Genomic DNA, 14,034 nt, shown 5'->3' with positions numbered 1-14,034 from the left:
CGCGGACCTACCCCCGCACGGCCCCCGGACTCCCGCCCTCGCGCCGGACAGTGCCTCCACCGAGTCAGGACCTGCGAATCGAGCAGCTGCTTGCGGACCCTCCCAGGGAGGCGCAGGTCGCCTATGAACTCGGATTCGGGTGCATCAAGTGGTGTGAGCCGGCTTGGCTAAGTTGCTCCCCGAGCTCCGCCAGGCGCTCGGGCCCGACGGCTGAGAGCACCGGGAACACTTCCCCGTCCTGGCGCGCGATGTGGCGGACTATCCGAGCGCGTAGATCCGCGGCCGCCGCGGCGAACCGAGTGTCCTGCGGGTCGGCGTCCAGGAGCGTCTGCATGAATTGCCGCGCCTGATCGCGGTCGGCCGCCTCCTGCTCGACCAGTCCTATCTTGTCGGCGGGCAATTCGCGGAGCACCGGGTCCAAACAGTGCTGCTCGATCTCCAGGTGGGCGCTGAACTCGGCGACGAGCGCGTCGGCCCCTCGCCGGCGTCGGTAGATGTTCGCCGAACTGCTTCCCGCGTCCTGGCCGAATTCGGTGAGCAATCGCTGCAGCCTGTTGTGGTCCTCGCGCAGCGCGGCGGTCGCCTGGTCCATGCCCGATCTCCTTCCGATGCCTGCTGCCGCTCAACCCGCATGCCGCGGCTCGGTCGCCTCGTCCTGCACAGCCGCGGCCGTGTCCTCGCCTTCGGCGGCTTTCTCGTCCTGCAGTCCGGAATTCTCCTGCAAGCCCGGCTCCGCGCCGGAACCCTCAGCTTCCCGGCGCTGTTCCTCTCGCCCCACTACCGTCTCCTTCGAATCGTCGTCCTCTCCGTACTGGTTACCCATTTCGTGGCCGGGCGCGCGGACGGGTAGGACGCAGCCATGTCAACCGGTTACAAGAGCTTCCGCGACCGCGCGGCGCATGACCGCGCGCACGAGTTGTGGGATCTACCTGACTGGCATCCCGATGCCCCGACCGGGGGGATGCGGCACATGCTGCGTCGGGCCCTGCGCCGTTGCCTGACCGAGCCGGGGTACTGCCCCTCGATCCGGTCCCTGGCGTCAGAGCGGCCCGCGGACATGGACTGAACCCCCGGCTCGCGTCGGCACGGTTCAGCTCCGGGCCGATGGTTGCCGCAGGGCTTCCAGGGCGTGGTCCAGCGACAGTGGCGACCAAGGCCGGCGGGCTGCGGGTAACGCCTTGAAAGCGCCTGCGTAGCGGCCGAGCGAGGCGACGTCGTGCGGCGAGCGACGCGGGTCGAGCGCCAGCAGTCGTGCTCTCGGGGTGTAGCGGCGCGCGACGGCCAGCCACTGGTCGGGCTCGGCGATGCCCAGGGAGCGGACCCCGTGCTGGAACAGCAGGATGTCCACGGCCCGGTAGGCAGAGCTGTCCTGCAGATGGGCACGGAAAGCGTCCAGGGCGGATTTCACGGCGAAGAATGTCCAATAGGGAACGGCCGCCGCGCGCAGCGTGGCCCATGGGTCGCCGAGGATGAAGGAGGGAACGATCAACCGGTCGCCGGCCTCGCCGCGACTGGTGTACCACCGCCGCATGAGGCGAGCCACGGCATGTGCCGGCGCCTGGGGACCCTGATAGCTCAGCAGCCGTAGCGGATGCCCGTGCGCGGCGCACCATGCGGCCAGTGCGGCCCCGAACTGCGGCTGCGCACCCCATTCGGCCTCCGGGGCCCAAGTGTCTGGGCGTGGGGTGTGCGGGCGGGCGAGATAGTCCTCCGGCGACTGTCCGCCCTGGGCCCCGCTCTGGAAGAAGTGGCGCTCGCCGACCTGCACCACCGGCCACTGCGACTGGTCCTCGACCAGCACGACCGGAGCGCCCGGCGCCAACCTCGCGCTCAGGAACTCCGTGTAGGCCGGGGGCAACCCGCGCCACTTCATCCGGAAATAAGTCATCTGAGCGACCATCAGTTCGTCCTGCACCTGATCGTGCATGTGGTGCAGCACCGTGCCGGGGTTCGCTTCCAGCAGCGCGGAAGCCTCACGTTGCCCGAAACGCAGAGCATCGACCGGGCGCTGCGGATCTCCGCGGCGCGCGACGGGGATAAGCACCGTCGTGGGCAACCACGGGACCTGCATCGCAGCGGCCAGGTGGGACAGGGCGCCGTTGCTCGACCCGATCAGGACCCCTGGGTAGGGCCGCTGCGGATACGCCGCCGCCAACATTTTCGCCACGGCGTTCAAATCGACATCGCCGAGTCTGCGCGGGTCCAGACCCTCCGAGGCCCCGATCCGCGTGTACAACCGCCGCAGCAACGGCCAAGGCAGATTCCCGGCCACCCGGATCGAGGCGCCCGCGAGCGCGCCGTGGCCCAGATGCGGGAACGCCCTGCCGTGCAGCGCCGCGGCCAGCCCGGCATGCAGCACCGTCGCGGAATCGAAGGAGGCAATCACCTGCCCGGCATCCAGCTTGCCGCCCGCGGTGTTCACCGGAGTACCTCCTCCACCAGGTCCGCGAAGCGTTCGGCGTCCCCGTAGGGCCAGGAATGCGTCGCTCCAGGCACCACCACCAGACGCGCGGAACGCTCGGCCGCCAACCGCGCGGCGTAGGCGTGCGAGGTGATCCGGTCTATTTCGGCGTGCACCACGGTGAGCGTGGCCGCCACGCCGGGCAACACGTCCTCGAGGTGCAGCGCTGCCGCTGAGCGGAGCAGCTGCGCCAGGCGCACTGGGCCGGCGCGGCACCAGTCAGGTGCCTGCTCGGCCAACAAGCGAAGGGGCTCGTCCCGGCCGGCGAGCACCCACCGGCCGAGCAGCCGAGACAGGTTGCGAGCCTGCGGCTCCACGGTCGGACTGATCAGCATCAATCGGCGCACCTGCCCTGGGCGGGTCAGGCAGGCAGCGACGGCAGCGGCCTGCGCGCCGAAGGAGAGACCGACGAGCAGGTCGACGGGGGCACAGGCGGCGTCGATGCCTTCGGCGAGCTGCGCACCGTAATCGCGCAGTCCAGGGGCTGGGCCCGGCGCCCCCGGGGCGGAGCACAAGGTCACGTCGCACCCTCGTCCGCTCAACCGCTCGGCGGCCGGATGAACGTAACGACGCACGCCGGCACCGGGAACGATCAGGACCCGCACGCCGCGCCTCCAGTCCCTGTCACGGCAGCAGATCGCCGAGCACGCCGAACCTGGCCGCGACGTGCAACGCCCGGCCGCAGGTCGCCCGAACTCCCGGGGGAGCACGACGAGCGAACTTGGCCAGCCACGACCAGGTGCCCCTGACCGTCACCGGTTCCTTTACCCCGCCGAAGGTTCCCTCACCCGCTGAAGGCGGACCCGGGCTGATGGAGTGCGCCGTCAGGGACAGGAGACGTGACGCCCGGGACCTGGTGGCGGTGCCCGTCACCGGTGCGATCGCATCGCGCGAGGTGAACCCGGGTAGGGCGCGGGGCGAGGAAGGGAGGTGAGCGAATGGCCCGCTCCGGCTGGTCCGGGACGATCAGCTTCGGCCTGGTGGGCGTCCCGGTCGCCCTGTTCACCGCCACCGATGAGCATCAGCCCTCGTTCCACCAGTTCGCCGCGGGCGGGACCGACCGCATCCGATACAAGCGGGTCAACGAGCGCACCGGTGACGAGGTCGACTTCGCCGACCTCGTCCAAGGGGTCGAGGTGGGCGACGGGCAGTTCGTGATGGTCACCGACGACGAACTCGAGCAGATCGCGCCGGGCCGTTCGCGGTCCCTGGAGATCTCGGCCTTCGTCGACCTGGACACGATCGACCCGATCTATTTCAACAAGGCCTACTACATAGGGCCCGCCGCGCAGGAGAACACGAAGACCTATGCGCTGCTGCGCGAGGCGATGGCCGCCTCCAACCGAGCCGGTATCGCGACCTTCCTGATGCACGGCAAGGAATACCTCGCCGCGATCCGCGCGTCGGGGGACACGATGGTCCTGGAGACCTTGTTCTTCGCGGACGAGGTACGCGACCCGAAGAAAGTCCTCGGCGACCTGTCAGGTGCAAGCGCGTTCGGCAAGGGCGAACTGGACCGGGCCAACCAGTTGATCAAGTCGATGGACGACCAGTGGGATCCGGGGCGCTACAAGGACGTTCACACCGATCGGGTCAAGACCTTGATCGAGGCCAAACGCAAGGGCGAGCAGGTCGAGGACGCCGAGGACGCGCCGGCCTCCACCAACGTGGTCGATCTGCTCGAGGCACTGCGCCGCTCCGTCGAATCCGCCCGCGCGGGCGCCAAGAAGCCGTCCCCCGCAAGGAAGGCAGCGAAAAAGTCCTCGGCGAAGACACCGGCGAAGAAGGCTCCTGCGCGGAAGGCTCCTGCGCGGAATGCGGAAGCCAGGAAGGCCGCACCGGCGAAGGAGACGACCTCGGCGAGGAAGTCGACCCGGAGGGCGTCGTGACGCCCCGTCCGGAAAGACTCGAGCCCTACCGCGCGAAGCGCGACTTCGCCCGGACCACCGAGCCTTCGGGCCGGCGCACCGCGAGCGGGAAGCGGTCGCCGGTACCCGCAGCGCGCTTCGTGGTGCAACGCCATCGCGCCAGTCGTCTGCACTACGACCTGCGCCTGGAGATCGGCGGCGTGCTGGTCAGTTGGGCGGTACCCAAGGGCCCAACCTTGGACGCCGACGTGCGCCGCGCCGCGTTTCACGTCGAGGACCACCCACTGGACTACATCGACTTCGAGGGGGTGATTCCACACGGCCAGTACGGCGGCGGCGACGTCATCGTGTGGGACACCGGAACCTGGGACCTCCACGAGGCGTCCGACCCCGGGGCAGCGCTTTCTGACGGCGAGTTACATGTGGACCTGCACGGGGAGAAGCTGCGCGGTCGTTTCGTGTTGGTCCGCACCAGGACCGACTCCACGGGCAAGGAAACCTGGTTGCTGCTGCACAAGCACGACGCGGACGCCGTGGGCGGGTGGGATCCCGAGGACCATCCGCAATCGGTCCTGAGCGGCCGGACCAACGAACAGGTCAAGGCCGATCCCGATCACCCCCGACGCGCGCAGGGGCCTGCCGGGCACTCGGCGGCATCCGCAGGCCCCGAGCGGGTAACTCCGGTGACCGCAGGCGAGCTGGCGGACCTGGACGCGCTCGGGGCCACCGGGGCCTGGTCGGTGTTCGGGCGCAAACTACGGGTGACCAACCTGGACAAGGTCCTGTTCCCGGCTCGGGCCGGCGAGGCCCCCGTCACCAAACGGGACCTGCTGCGTTACTCGGCGCGAGTCGCCCCGGTCGTCCTGCCGTATCTGCGGCGCCGCGCCTTCAACATGCACCGGTACCCGAACGGTGCAGGTACCAAGGGCTTCTGGCACAAGGAACTGCCCGACCACGCCCCGGACTGGCTCCCACGCTGGGAAAACCCCGACGCCGAACCCGGGCAGAGCCACACCTACCTGGTCGTCGACGAACCGGCCGCGCTGCTGTGGGCAGCCAACTTCGGGGCCCTGGAATGGCACGCCTGGACCTCCCGGTTCGAGGCGCCCGACCGGCCCACCTACGCCTTGATCGACCTCGACCCCGGCGAACGGACCAGCTGGGCGGACCTGCTGACCCTGGCCCGACTGCACCGCACCGCACTTGAGCATCTCGGCGTCGCGGCCCGCCCGAAACTCACCGGCCGACGCGGGATCCAGATCTGGATACCCATCGCCCCCGGCCCGTCCTTCGACGACACCCGGGAGTGGGTCGAGCAACTGTCGAGAACCGTCGGAGCCGCCGTACCGGAGCTGGTCAGCTGGAAATGGCACGTGAACGAGCGCAACGGCGGAGCCCGGCTGGACTACACCCAGAACGCGGTCAACAAGACCCTGGTCGCGCCCTACAGCCCCCGCGCGGCCCCGGGGGCACCGGTCTCGGCACCGATCGACTGGGACGAACTGGAGGACCCGGACCTGCGCCCGGACCGCTTCACGATTGCCTCGATGCCGGCCCGCATCGAGGACAGGGGCGATCTGTTCGACGACGTCCTGCAACAAGACCGCGAATTGCCGACACTGCGTTGATTGCGTTCGCGTCGGATTCGGTCTTTTCCCACCGGGTAGCCAACCGTTCGGGCTCTGGACGCCCGGCCGCGCCCGACCTGGAATTTCTCTGCCGAGAATTTGGCGTTGTCCGGCCATCATCGCGATTCCGGCGTCTGCCGCTGGGCGCTCCTGCGCACGACACCTGGGGCACCGCGTCGACGCGGCCGCCTTGAGCCGGAAAGGACGAGCAATGCCACAGCGAGCGTGGAGCAGCCAGCGGGAGCGACAGGCGCTCGGTCGATGAGCACCGGCACGACGGACCGGCAGGACCGATCGGATTCGCATCGTGGGGCAGGACGTGGCGCCGGTGGGCAGCGCGTGGTTCCGTGCGCCTGAGGCGAGCGGATCCGGACTCACCGGGGATCAGAAGATTGCGCTGCGGTAAGGGCTTCCGCTACGTGGGGCCCGACGGCAAGCCGTTGCGCGACGACGCGGAGCTGGCGCGGGTGAAGGCCTTGGTACTGCCACCGGCGTGGCAGGACGTCTGGATCTGCACGGACCCGGCCGGGCACCTCCAGGCCACCGGAGTCGACGCGGCGGGCAGGCGTCAGTACCGCTACCACGACGACTGGCGGACCCGAAGAGACGCCTGCAAACACGACCGGATGCTGCGGTTCGCCGGTGCGCTCCCAGCCATCCGCGCCACGACGGGCGAGCACCTGAGCGGCCGAGGATTCACCCGCGAGCGCGTACTCGCCGCTGCGGTACGCCTGATCGATCTGGGATTCTTCCGCTCGGGCGGAGACTCCTACGCCGCCGAGCACGAGACCTACGGCATCGCCACGGTGCTACGCGAGCATGTGCGCTGCCGGCAGGACACGGTCGTGTTCGAGTATTCGGCCAAGGGCTCCCTGTGGCGGGAGCAGGCGGTCGCAGAGCCACACGTGTGCGCCGTGGTCAAAGCGCTTCGCCGGCGCGGCGGGCCGAGCCCGCAACTGCTCGCCTACCGCAACGCAGGTGATTGGCACGACGTCCGCTCCGCGGACATCAACGCCTACCTGCGCGAGATCTCCGGCGGTGATTACACGGCCAAGGATTTCCGGACCTGGCACGCGACGGTCCTGGCGGCAGTGGGCCTCGCCGTGTCCACCGGCGCGCCGGATACCGTGACCGGTCGTAAACGGGCGGTCAGCCGGGTCGTCCAGGAGGTGGCACATTATCTGGGCAACACCCCGGCTGTGGCCCGCCGCTCCTACATCGATCCGCGGGTCATCTCGCTGTACGCGGACGGCATCACTGTTTCCCCTGCGCTGAAGCTGTTGGGCAGCGAGGCCGAACCGGGCGAGATGGCAACTTCCGGCAAGGTCGAGACCGCAGTGCGACGGATGCTCGACAACCACAGCCGCGCAGGTGGGAAGTGACGGGTAGCCAGGTTCTCTCTTCCGCGGTGGTGCCACGCGACGTTCACGGACTCGCAAGCGACACCGCCGCCCAGTTCGACCGTGTGCTGCCGCGCCCGGCCGGCGAGCCGACCCGGACGCCGGGACCGATGTTTGAGAAGCCGCCCCCGCGGCGAGACCAGACACGTCGGGCCGCGACCGGCTTGATGCCAACAGGACATGGGAGTGAGCAATGACCACCGATTCGCAATCCAAGGTCTCCACCTCGCACCTGGATCTACCCGCTCCGGCCGCCGAGGCCTTGCAGCGGGCCCTGGCGGCGTGCGGGACCTGCGCGCAGGCCTGCAACGCCTGCGCGGACGCGTGCCTGCGCGAGGAGGACGTGGCGGCGATGAGGGCCTGCATCATGTCCGACCTCGACTGCGCGGAGATCTGTGTCACCACCGCGACCCTGCTGGCCCGTTCCGGCGGGGCCCAGGTCGGAGTGACCCGGGCGATGCTCAACGCGTGCATCGCGGCCTGCCACGTGTGCGGCGAGGAATGTGCCCGGCACGGCGGGCACCACGAGCACTGCCGGGTTTGCGCGCAAGCCTGCCAGAACTGCGAGGACGCCTGCCGCGACCTGCTGAGCCAACTCGATTGATCCGAAGGGTCTTGCGCAGGGCCGCAAACGCCCCGCCGGCGAGCGACCATTGCCTTCTGCGGACCGCGCAGCGTCGGGCCGCGCGCAACGGGTAGCCCAGCGGTGATGTCGACGCCCACCGATCTTCGTGGAGTTTGCCGATGGCAGTCGATCAGAAGGCTCCCGGGCCTGCCCTGCAGGCCGCGGCGAAGCGGGTGCGGCAGCGCTACTCCCACGGCGAGCACCGCCCCCTGGGGTCCTTCGTGGTGCTCACCGGTTGTTATGTCGCGGCCGTCGGCGTCGGGTTTCTCGTGGCCCGCAGTCGCGGGGTCCGCGTCCCGGCCCGGCCCGCCGTCGGCGACCTGGCCCTGGTGGCGATCGCCACGCTGCGGACCTCCCGGCTGATCGCCAAGGACTCCGTGACCAGCCCGCTGCGCGCGCCCTTCACCCGGTTCCAGGAGGCCGGCGGGGCCGGTGAGGTCAATGAGCAGGTTGTCGGCCGTGGCGCCCGCAAGGCGATGGGCGAGCTGCTGTCATGCCCCTTCTGCATCGGCCAATGGGTGTCCACCGGACTGGTCGGAGGCCTGGTGCTGGCACCTCGCGCCACGCGCTGGCTGGCAGCGACGATGTGCGTCAGTGCGGCCGCCGACACGCTTCAGTTCGGCCGGGCGCTCCTCGAGCATGCGGCCGAATGAGCAGGCAGCCCCCCACCTCGTCAACGGCGCGGTCCCGCACCGGCGCCTCGGCCAAGTCGGCCCGCCGACCCGGTGCGGGCGCATGGGTGCCGCCCGTCCAGGACCTGGCAGACCTGACCGCCGCGGCGCGGGCCTGCCAAGGTTGCGAGCTGTTCGCCGAGGCCACGCAGACCGTATTCGGTTCCGGTCCTTCACCGGCGCGGTTGATGCTGGTGGGCGAACAACCGGGCGACCGCGAGGACCGCGCCGGGATTCCGTTCGTCGGCCCGGCCGGTGGGGTGCTGGACCGAGCCCTGAGCGCGGCGAGGCTGGACCGCTCGCAGCTCTATCTCACCAACGCGGTGAAGCATTTCCGGCATGCCGACCGCGGAAAGCGTCGACTGCACCGAACTCCTTCAGCCGGTCAGATCAACGCCTGCCGACCATGGCTGGAAGCCGAACTGGCGAGAGTGCGTCCGGAGCTGGTGGTGCTGTTGGGTGCGACCGCCGGCCGCGCGATCTACGGCCCCGAATTCCGGATCGGACCGGTTCGCGGCGTCCTGCAGCCGGCGCCGGACCGATTCCCGACCGCCCATGTACTGGTGACAGTTCATCCCTCCGCGGTTCTTCGGGCCGAGGACACCGAGGCGGCTTTCGCCGGGTTGGTCGCCGATCTGGAAGTGGCGGCCAAGGCCCTGGGCTGAGCACCGCGTCAGCTCAGCCCCTGATCGGCGCCGCAACCCCACACGCCGCCGGGTGGGCCGCACCGGATCGGGTAGGAGCCCGGAGGGCGGCTGCCGCACATGACGGGCGGTCACTTCAGGAAGGAACGCATGGCACACAACCGACGCCACATCACGGGAGTGTCCTCGGGGGCCGTGTTCGACGTGCTTCGCGACGGCACCAGCTACAGCCACTGGGTCGTGGGCACCCGCAAGATCCGCCGCGTGGAGCCGGGGTGGCCGGCGGTCGGGACCTGTCTGCACTACACCGTTGGGTACGGCCCGCTGCGCAAGGACGACCGGACTGAGGTCCTGGACTACGTGCCGGATTCCCGGCTCGAGCTCGAGGCCAAGGCTTGGCCGGGCGGGACCGTGTCGATCGTGCTGAGCGCCCGCGCCGAGGACGGTGGCACGGTGGTGGAGATCGAGGAGACGCCGCGGCGCGGGTTGGCGAAGGCCCTGCACAACCCCGTCCTGGATCTGCTGATCAAGGTGCGCAACGTGGAAACCCTGCGCCGGTTGGAAGGACTGGCCCGGGAACTGAGGCAGGCTCAGGCCTGAGGCCCTCCGACCAGGGCGCGGGTGGCCGCCAACGCCAACCGTCCGGTGCCGCCGGCCCGGCGCGCGGCCCGGGCAGCGTTCGCGCCACAGGCCCCGTGCACCCCGCCGCCGGGATGCGCGGCCGCGGAGGCCAGGAACAGCCCCGCGATGTGTGTCTCGGGGCGGCCGAGTCCGGGGGTGGGCCGGAAGATCAACTGCTGGGTGAGCCCGCTGGTTCCGCCGTTGAGTGCCCCGTGGACCAGGTTTGCGTCGGCATTCTGCAGGTCGGCCGGGAACGCGACGTGCCGCCCGATCACCAGGTCCCGGAACCCCGGCGCGAACTGCTCCATGCGTGCCTCCATGCGGTCGAGGAATCCGGCCTGCACCGAGGCGTCGTCCCACCCGCCGTGCAGGACACCGGCCGCGTCGCCTCGGGGGCGGGCCGGGACATGGGTGTAGGCCCAGGCCGACTCGGTTCCGGCCGGGGAACGCGACGGGTCGGCGGTGCTCATCTGACCCACCAGCAGGAACGGGTCGGCGGGCACGCGGCCCAGGGCCAGGGAATGGGCGAAATCGGAGACCTCGTCGAGTCCACCGCCCAGATGCACCGTGCCGGCCTCGGCCGCCTCGTGGTTGCGCCAGGGGATCGGCCCGGACAGCGCCCAGTCGACCTTCACCGTAGCGTCGTCCCAGTCGAAGCGGGTCAGGTCCCCCCGCAGTCGCGCCGGCAACTCATCCGGGTCCAACAACTGCAGGTACAGCGCGGGCGCGGAGACGTCGGCCAGCACGGCGCGCCGGGCCCGCACGAACCGGCCGTCAGCGCAGCGCACCCCGAGCGCCCGGCCCTCGCGCACCACGATCTCCTCGACCGGCGTGGAACACTCGATCCGGCCGCCGGCGGCGCGCAGCCGGGCCGTCAGGGCGTCGGTCAACGTTCCGGAACCCCCGCGGGGAACGGGAAATCCCACGCTCTGGCCGAGCATCGCCAGCAGCCACCCGAAGACCGCACTGCCCGGTTCCTCCGGTCCCAGGTCGGTGTGCAGGGCGTTCCCCGCCAGCAGCAGCGCCGCGCCATCGCCGTGGAAGGTCTCCTTCGCGAAGCGGCGCACCGAGAGCAGCCCGAACCGCGCGAAGCGCAGACCTTCGCGCACTCCGAGCCGCCGGGCCAGCCGTGCACCGGCCCGGACCGGGGGAAACGGGGTCATCAGCGTCTGGACCAGCGCCGGGTCCAGGTCGCGCCAGTGCGCGACCAGCTCCCGCCAGGCGCGCCCGTCCCGCGGGTCGAAGGCCGACACCGAGGCGACCGTGCGTTCCAGGTCGCGGCTCAGAACCGCGGTCCGGCCGTCGAGCAGGGGGTGCGCCAACACCGCCGGTGCGTGCGACCAGGACAGTCCGTGGTCCTCCAGCGCTAACCCGCGTAGCACCGGGGAACCGACGGCCAGTGGGTAGAACGAACTGAACAGGTCGCTCACGAACCCCGGCGCCGTCACCTGCGCGCTGCGTACCGCGCCACCGGGTGTCGGCTGAGCCTCGAGCACCACGACGTCCCAGCCCGCGTCGGCGAGCAGACTCGCCGCGACCAGACCGTTGGGGCCTGATCCGATCACCACCGCATCCGCGTTCACCAGGGCAGCGCTCTCATGCGGCGAACCTGCCCACCGACGCGAGGCCCAACCTGAGCGGCCTCGGACCTGCGGGCCGGCCACGCGTCGCGGCCCGTCCTCGGCGATCGTTCACCTACCGGAACCCAGACGCGCTCCTCCGCCGCCGAGCCCACCTCTTCGAGGTATCCGATCGTGGGCGGTCATCATCGGGTGCCCGGCGCCGATCAGCGGTGTCACCGGTGGCTCGACCGACTCGGCCAGTGCCACACCGCTGAGCACCGTTTAGAAGTCGACGTGGGCCAGCGCGCAGGGTGGGGTGCCGGGCACGAGGCGGATTGCCCGGCCGGCGACGTCGAACGGGTCGAGGAAGCGTTCCAGGCGGCTGCGATCGTCCCGGTTCGTCTCGCGTCGTTTCGTTGCGGGCGCCCGGCCCTCCGAATTCCGCTCGTCCCGCCGAAACTGCCCGACCTCCCACGTGTACTCCTCGACGGTCATGCCGAGGCTCGCCGCGAATTTGTCGACCGGGCTCAAACCTCAGCGTCCTCGCGTCCGGATCATGACGATGCGTCGGTGATCCTGCGGCGATTCGGTGCGGACATTGGGAATGCCCGACTACCGACGCGCGGCCGAGCGGCCGCGCAACGCAGCCGACTCGACATGGCGGTTCGTCAGGTTGGAATTGATCATGAGGTGGGGGCTGGTACAGGGTCCCGCCGCAGCAGAACGCACTGCGTTACCGGTTCGGCGTTGGGCGTCGAGACTATGCGGGTGGCCGTTTGTGGGTGGGAGTTTCGGCGTCAGGGTTGGTCGAGGACGGACCGACATCGGTCGGGTCGGTGGGGGCGCCCACTCGTTGCCCGCGCGCGGCGGGGTCGGGCTGTCAGGAGTTGTCCTGTTCGGCGCGCTCGTCCGGCTGGGCGTCGGTTCCGCCTCGAGGGTCCGTGCAGGTCCCGGCGAGATCTTTGTCGTTCTTGGTCATGTCGATGCTCCTGTCGTCCGATCGGTGTCGTGCTGCGCGTGTACCCGACCCGGGTTGAACCAGGCAACGGGCGCGGCGGGAAAGGTCCCTGCCGGAGCGCCGAAACGCGTGGTGCGGTCGGACGGCGATCGGGGGGGGGCGTCGCGATGGCTGACCGGAAGCGTGGATACCGGGGAGCCAGGACGCCTGCGGCGGGTTGGGGTTCGGGTGGTGCGGGTATTCGCCCGACATGACGGCGCTGGAGTTGGCGGACAGGCTCGAGAACGCCGAGCGGCTCGACGGTGCGGTGTCGCGGCTGCAGGGCATCGTGGCGAAGCTGCCGGCGGGCCGCCTCAAGGACGCCCTTCACGGGGTGAACCTGGGGCATCCCCTGCACCCGATGCTGGCCCAGGGCGCCTTGGGGGCCTTCGTGTCCACCGCGGTGCTGGACGGCGCCCGCCGGCACGGGGAAGCCGCGCAGCTGCTGATCGCTGCTGGACTGGTCGCCGCGGTGCCCACGGCCGCAGCCGGCGCCGTGGACTGGGCGGACCAGCACGAACAGCAGACCCGTGTGGGATTGGTGCACGCGTTGGGTAACACGCTTGCGTTGAGCGCCTACGGCGCTTCATTGATCGCCCGCCGCAGCGATCGCCCCGGTCTGGGCCGCGCCCTGGGTTTCGCCGGGCTCGCGGTTGCCGGCGCGAGCGGCTACCTCGGCGGGCACATGGCCTTCCGGCAGGCGGCCGGCGCGAACCACGCCGAGAGCGTGCCGCACTTGATCCCGCCCGGATGGCACCGGTTGGGCAGGATCTCGAGGATCCCGCAGCGCGAGACCGTCAAACGTCGCATCGGGGACGTGCCGGTGCTGGTCTATCGCCGGGGGGAACACTTCGACGTACTCGCCGACTCCTGCCCCCACCTGGCCGCGCCCCTTTCCGACGGTGAGGTCACCGATGACGGGTGCATAGTGTGCCCCTGGCACGGCAGCGTCTTCGGGCTGGACGACGGGGAAGTCGTGCACGGCCCGGCCACCGCCGCGGTCCCGCGATTCAGCACCCGGGTAAAGGCAGGCCTGCTGGAGGTCCGCCTGCCGGGGGCGGGCTGACGGACCGCCCGGACCGACCCCGGCCGGGGCAGGCGGGTGGGCCCAGGCGCCGTGCCCGGCCGCCTGGTGCAGCAGCTCCCCGCCCCGGCCGAAGATCGAGACCACAGGTCCGGTCGGAGTGTGCGCGGTCGAGGAGTCGACCGACGGTGCGGGTGAGTGGCAGCGATCGCCTCGGAGGCCTGGATCATCGCTTCGAGCGGTTCTCCGGCCTGGCCGTGCTGCCGACGGCCGGGAAATTCGTGTGTCTCCTCGTTCTCGGCGTGCTGGAGCACCGCCGTGCGCAACTTCTCCAGCTTCGGCAGGAATTCAGATCTCGGTCGCCGGGCCGGGGGAGAAGCTGCTCGTCTCCCGTAATGCTCACAAGTCGGTGATCGCCGGGGTGATCATCAGCGGCATCTGGCCGGTCTGGGTGCACCCCAAATTCGACGCGGCGTTGCACCTGGCGCACCCGCCCGAGCCGCAGGATGTCCGCGCGGGGTTGGCAGCACATC

Annotated in this window: 17 protein-coding genes; 10 read left to right on the top strand and 7 right to left on the bottom strand. The window is 70.4% G+C overall.

Annotated elements, in window-relative coordinates:
• Nucleotides 1-121: 121 nt before the first annotated feature.
• Both VHU88_21125 and VHU88_21120 read right to left on the bottom strand, forming a co-directional pair.
• On the bottom strand, nucleotides 122-592 hold the full coding sequence (locus tag VHU88_21125; protein HEX3614200.1) for a hemerythrin domain-containing protein: 471 nt from the start codon (nucleotides 590-592) through the stop codon (nucleotides 122-124).
• A 30-nt stretch (nucleotides 593-622) separates the two neighbouring features.
• Nucleotides 623-778, bottom strand: a complete 156-nt coding sequence (locus VHU88_21120; GenBank protein ID HEX3614199.1) for a hypothetical protein — start codon at nucleotides 776-778, stop codon at nucleotides 623-625.
• A gap of 81 nt (nucleotides 779-859) precedes the next feature.
• Here VHU88_21120 and VHU88_21115 point away from each other — a divergent pair, with 81 nt between their 5' ends.
• The gene (locus VHU88_21115; GenBank protein HEX3614198.1) at nucleotides 860-1,066 is read left to right on the top strand and encodes a hypothetical protein; all 207 of its coding nucleotides are present in this window, start codon (nucleotides 860-862) and stop codon (nucleotides 1,064-1,066) included.
• 24 nt (nucleotides 1,067-1,090) lie between these two features.
• On the opposite strand, the gene VHU88_21110 is transcribed toward VHU88_21115, so the two are convergent.
• From VHU88_21110 to VHU88_21100, 3 genes are read right to left on the bottom strand one after another with little or no spacing between them, the layout of a single operon-like run.
• Nucleotides 1,091-2,422, bottom strand: coding sequence for a hypothetical protein (locus VHU88_21110; protein HEX3614197.1), 1,332 nt, complete (start codon nucleotides 2,420-2,422; stop codon nucleotides 1,091-1,093).
• On the bottom strand, nucleotides 2,419-3,066 hold the full coding sequence (locus tag VHU88_21105; protein HEX3614196.1) for an alpha/beta fold hydrolase: 648 nt from the start codon (nucleotides 3,064-3,066) through the stop codon (nucleotides 2,419-2,421). The genes VHU88_21110 and VHU88_21105 overlap by 4 nt, the downstream gene beginning before the upstream one ends.
• Before the next feature lie 19 nt (nucleotides 3,067-3,085).
• Nucleotides 3,086-3,217 carry a hypothetical protein gene (locus VHU88_21100; GenBank protein ID HEX3614195.1) on the bottom strand — a complete coding sequence of 44 codons (132 nt, stop codon included), beginning with the start codon at nucleotides 3,215-3,217 and terminating at the stop codon, nucleotides 3,086-3,088.
• 182 nt (nucleotides 3,218-3,399) lie between these two features.
• On the opposite strand from VHU88_21100, the gene VHU88_21095 reads away from it, so the two are divergent.
• The 7 genes from VHU88_21095 to VHU88_21065 all read left to right on the top strand — a co-directional run bounded on the left by VHU88_21095 (nucleotide 3,400) and on the right by VHU88_21065 (nucleotide 9,897).
• On the top strand, nucleotides 3,400-4,350 hold the full coding sequence (locus VHU88_21095; GenBank protein ID HEX3614194.1) for a Ku protein: 951 nt from the start codon (nucleotides 3,400-3,402) through the stop codon (nucleotides 4,348-4,350).
• Nucleotides 4,347-5,957 (top strand): DNA polymerase ligase N-terminal domain-containing protein, encoded by a 1,611-nt coding sequence (locus tag VHU88_21090; GenBank protein ID HEX3614193.1) that lies wholly within the window; start codon nucleotides 4,347-4,349, stop codon nucleotides 5,955-5,957. Before VHU88_21095 ends, VHU88_21090 begins: the two co-directional genes overlap by 4 nt.
• Before the next feature lie 392 nt (nucleotides 5,958-6,349).
• Entirely contained in the window at nucleotides 6,350-7,339 is a 990-nt protein-coding gene (locus VHU88_21085; GenBank protein ID HEX3614192.1) for a DNA topoisomerase IB, read from the top strand.
• A gap of 211 nt (nucleotides 7,340-7,550) precedes the next feature.
• Nucleotides 7,551-7,961 (top strand): four-helix bundle copper-binding protein, encoded by a 411-nt coding sequence (locus tag VHU88_21080; GenBank protein HEX3614191.1) that lies wholly within the window; start codon nucleotides 7,551-7,553, stop codon nucleotides 7,959-7,961.
• A gap of 140 nt (nucleotides 7,962-8,101) precedes the next feature.
• On the top strand, nucleotides 8,102-8,635 hold the full coding sequence (locus VHU88_21075) for a DUF1360 domain-containing protein (GenBank protein HEX3614190.1): 534 nt from the start codon (nucleotides 8,102-8,104) through the stop codon (nucleotides 8,633-8,635).
• Entirely contained in the window at nucleotides 8,632-9,318 is a 687-nt protein-coding gene (locus VHU88_21070; protein HEX3614189.1) for a UdgX family uracil-DNA binding protein, read from the top strand. The genes VHU88_21075 and VHU88_21070 overlap by 4 nt, the downstream gene beginning before the upstream one ends.
• Before the next feature lie 129 nt (nucleotides 9,319-9,447).
• Nucleotides 9,448-9,897, top strand: coding sequence for an SRPBCC family protein (locus VHU88_21065; GenBank protein HEX3614188.1), 450 nt, complete (start codon nucleotides 9,448-9,450; stop codon nucleotides 9,895-9,897).
• Here the strand turns inward: VHU88_21065 and VHU88_21060 are convergent.
• A complete protein-coding gene (locus VHU88_21060) occupies nucleotides 9,888-11,501 on the bottom strand; it encodes an NAD(P)/FAD-dependent oxidoreductase (protein ID HEX3614187.1) in 1,614 nt (537 codons plus the stop codon). The genes VHU88_21065 and VHU88_21060 overlap by 10 nt on opposite strands.
• A 261-nt stretch (nucleotides 11,502-11,762) precedes the next feature.
• Complete coding sequence (locus VHU88_21055) at nucleotides 11,763-12,011, bottom strand: hypothetical protein (GenBank protein HEX3614186.1); 249 nt, start codon at nucleotides 12,009-12,011, stop codon at nucleotides 11,763-11,765.
• Between the two features lie 677 nt (nucleotides 12,012-12,688).
• On the opposite strand from VHU88_21055, the gene VHU88_21050 reads away from it, so the two are divergent.
• Together VHU88_21050 and VHU88_21045 are read left to right on the top strand one after the other, a co-directional pair.
• Nucleotides 12,689-13,543, top strand: coding sequence for a Rieske (2Fe-2S) protein (locus VHU88_21050; protein HEX3614185.1), 855 nt, complete (start codon nucleotides 12,689-12,691; stop codon nucleotides 13,541-13,543).
• Between the two features lie 118 nt (nucleotides 13,544-13,661).
• Nucleotides 13,662-14,034, top strand: a 373-nt coding sequence (locus VHU88_21045) for a hypothetical protein (protein HEX3614184.1), incomplete at its 3' end; no start/stop codon positions are given.

The sequence above is a fragment of the Sporichthyaceae bacterium genome (assembly GCA_036269075.1).
Taxonomy (GTDB): domain Bacteria; phylum Actinomycetota; class Actinomycetes; order Sporichthyales; family Sporichthyaceae; genus DASQPJ01.
The sequence above is the reverse complement of the archived record's forward strand: the minus strand, read 5'-3'. Positions and strand labels throughout refer to the sequence as shown.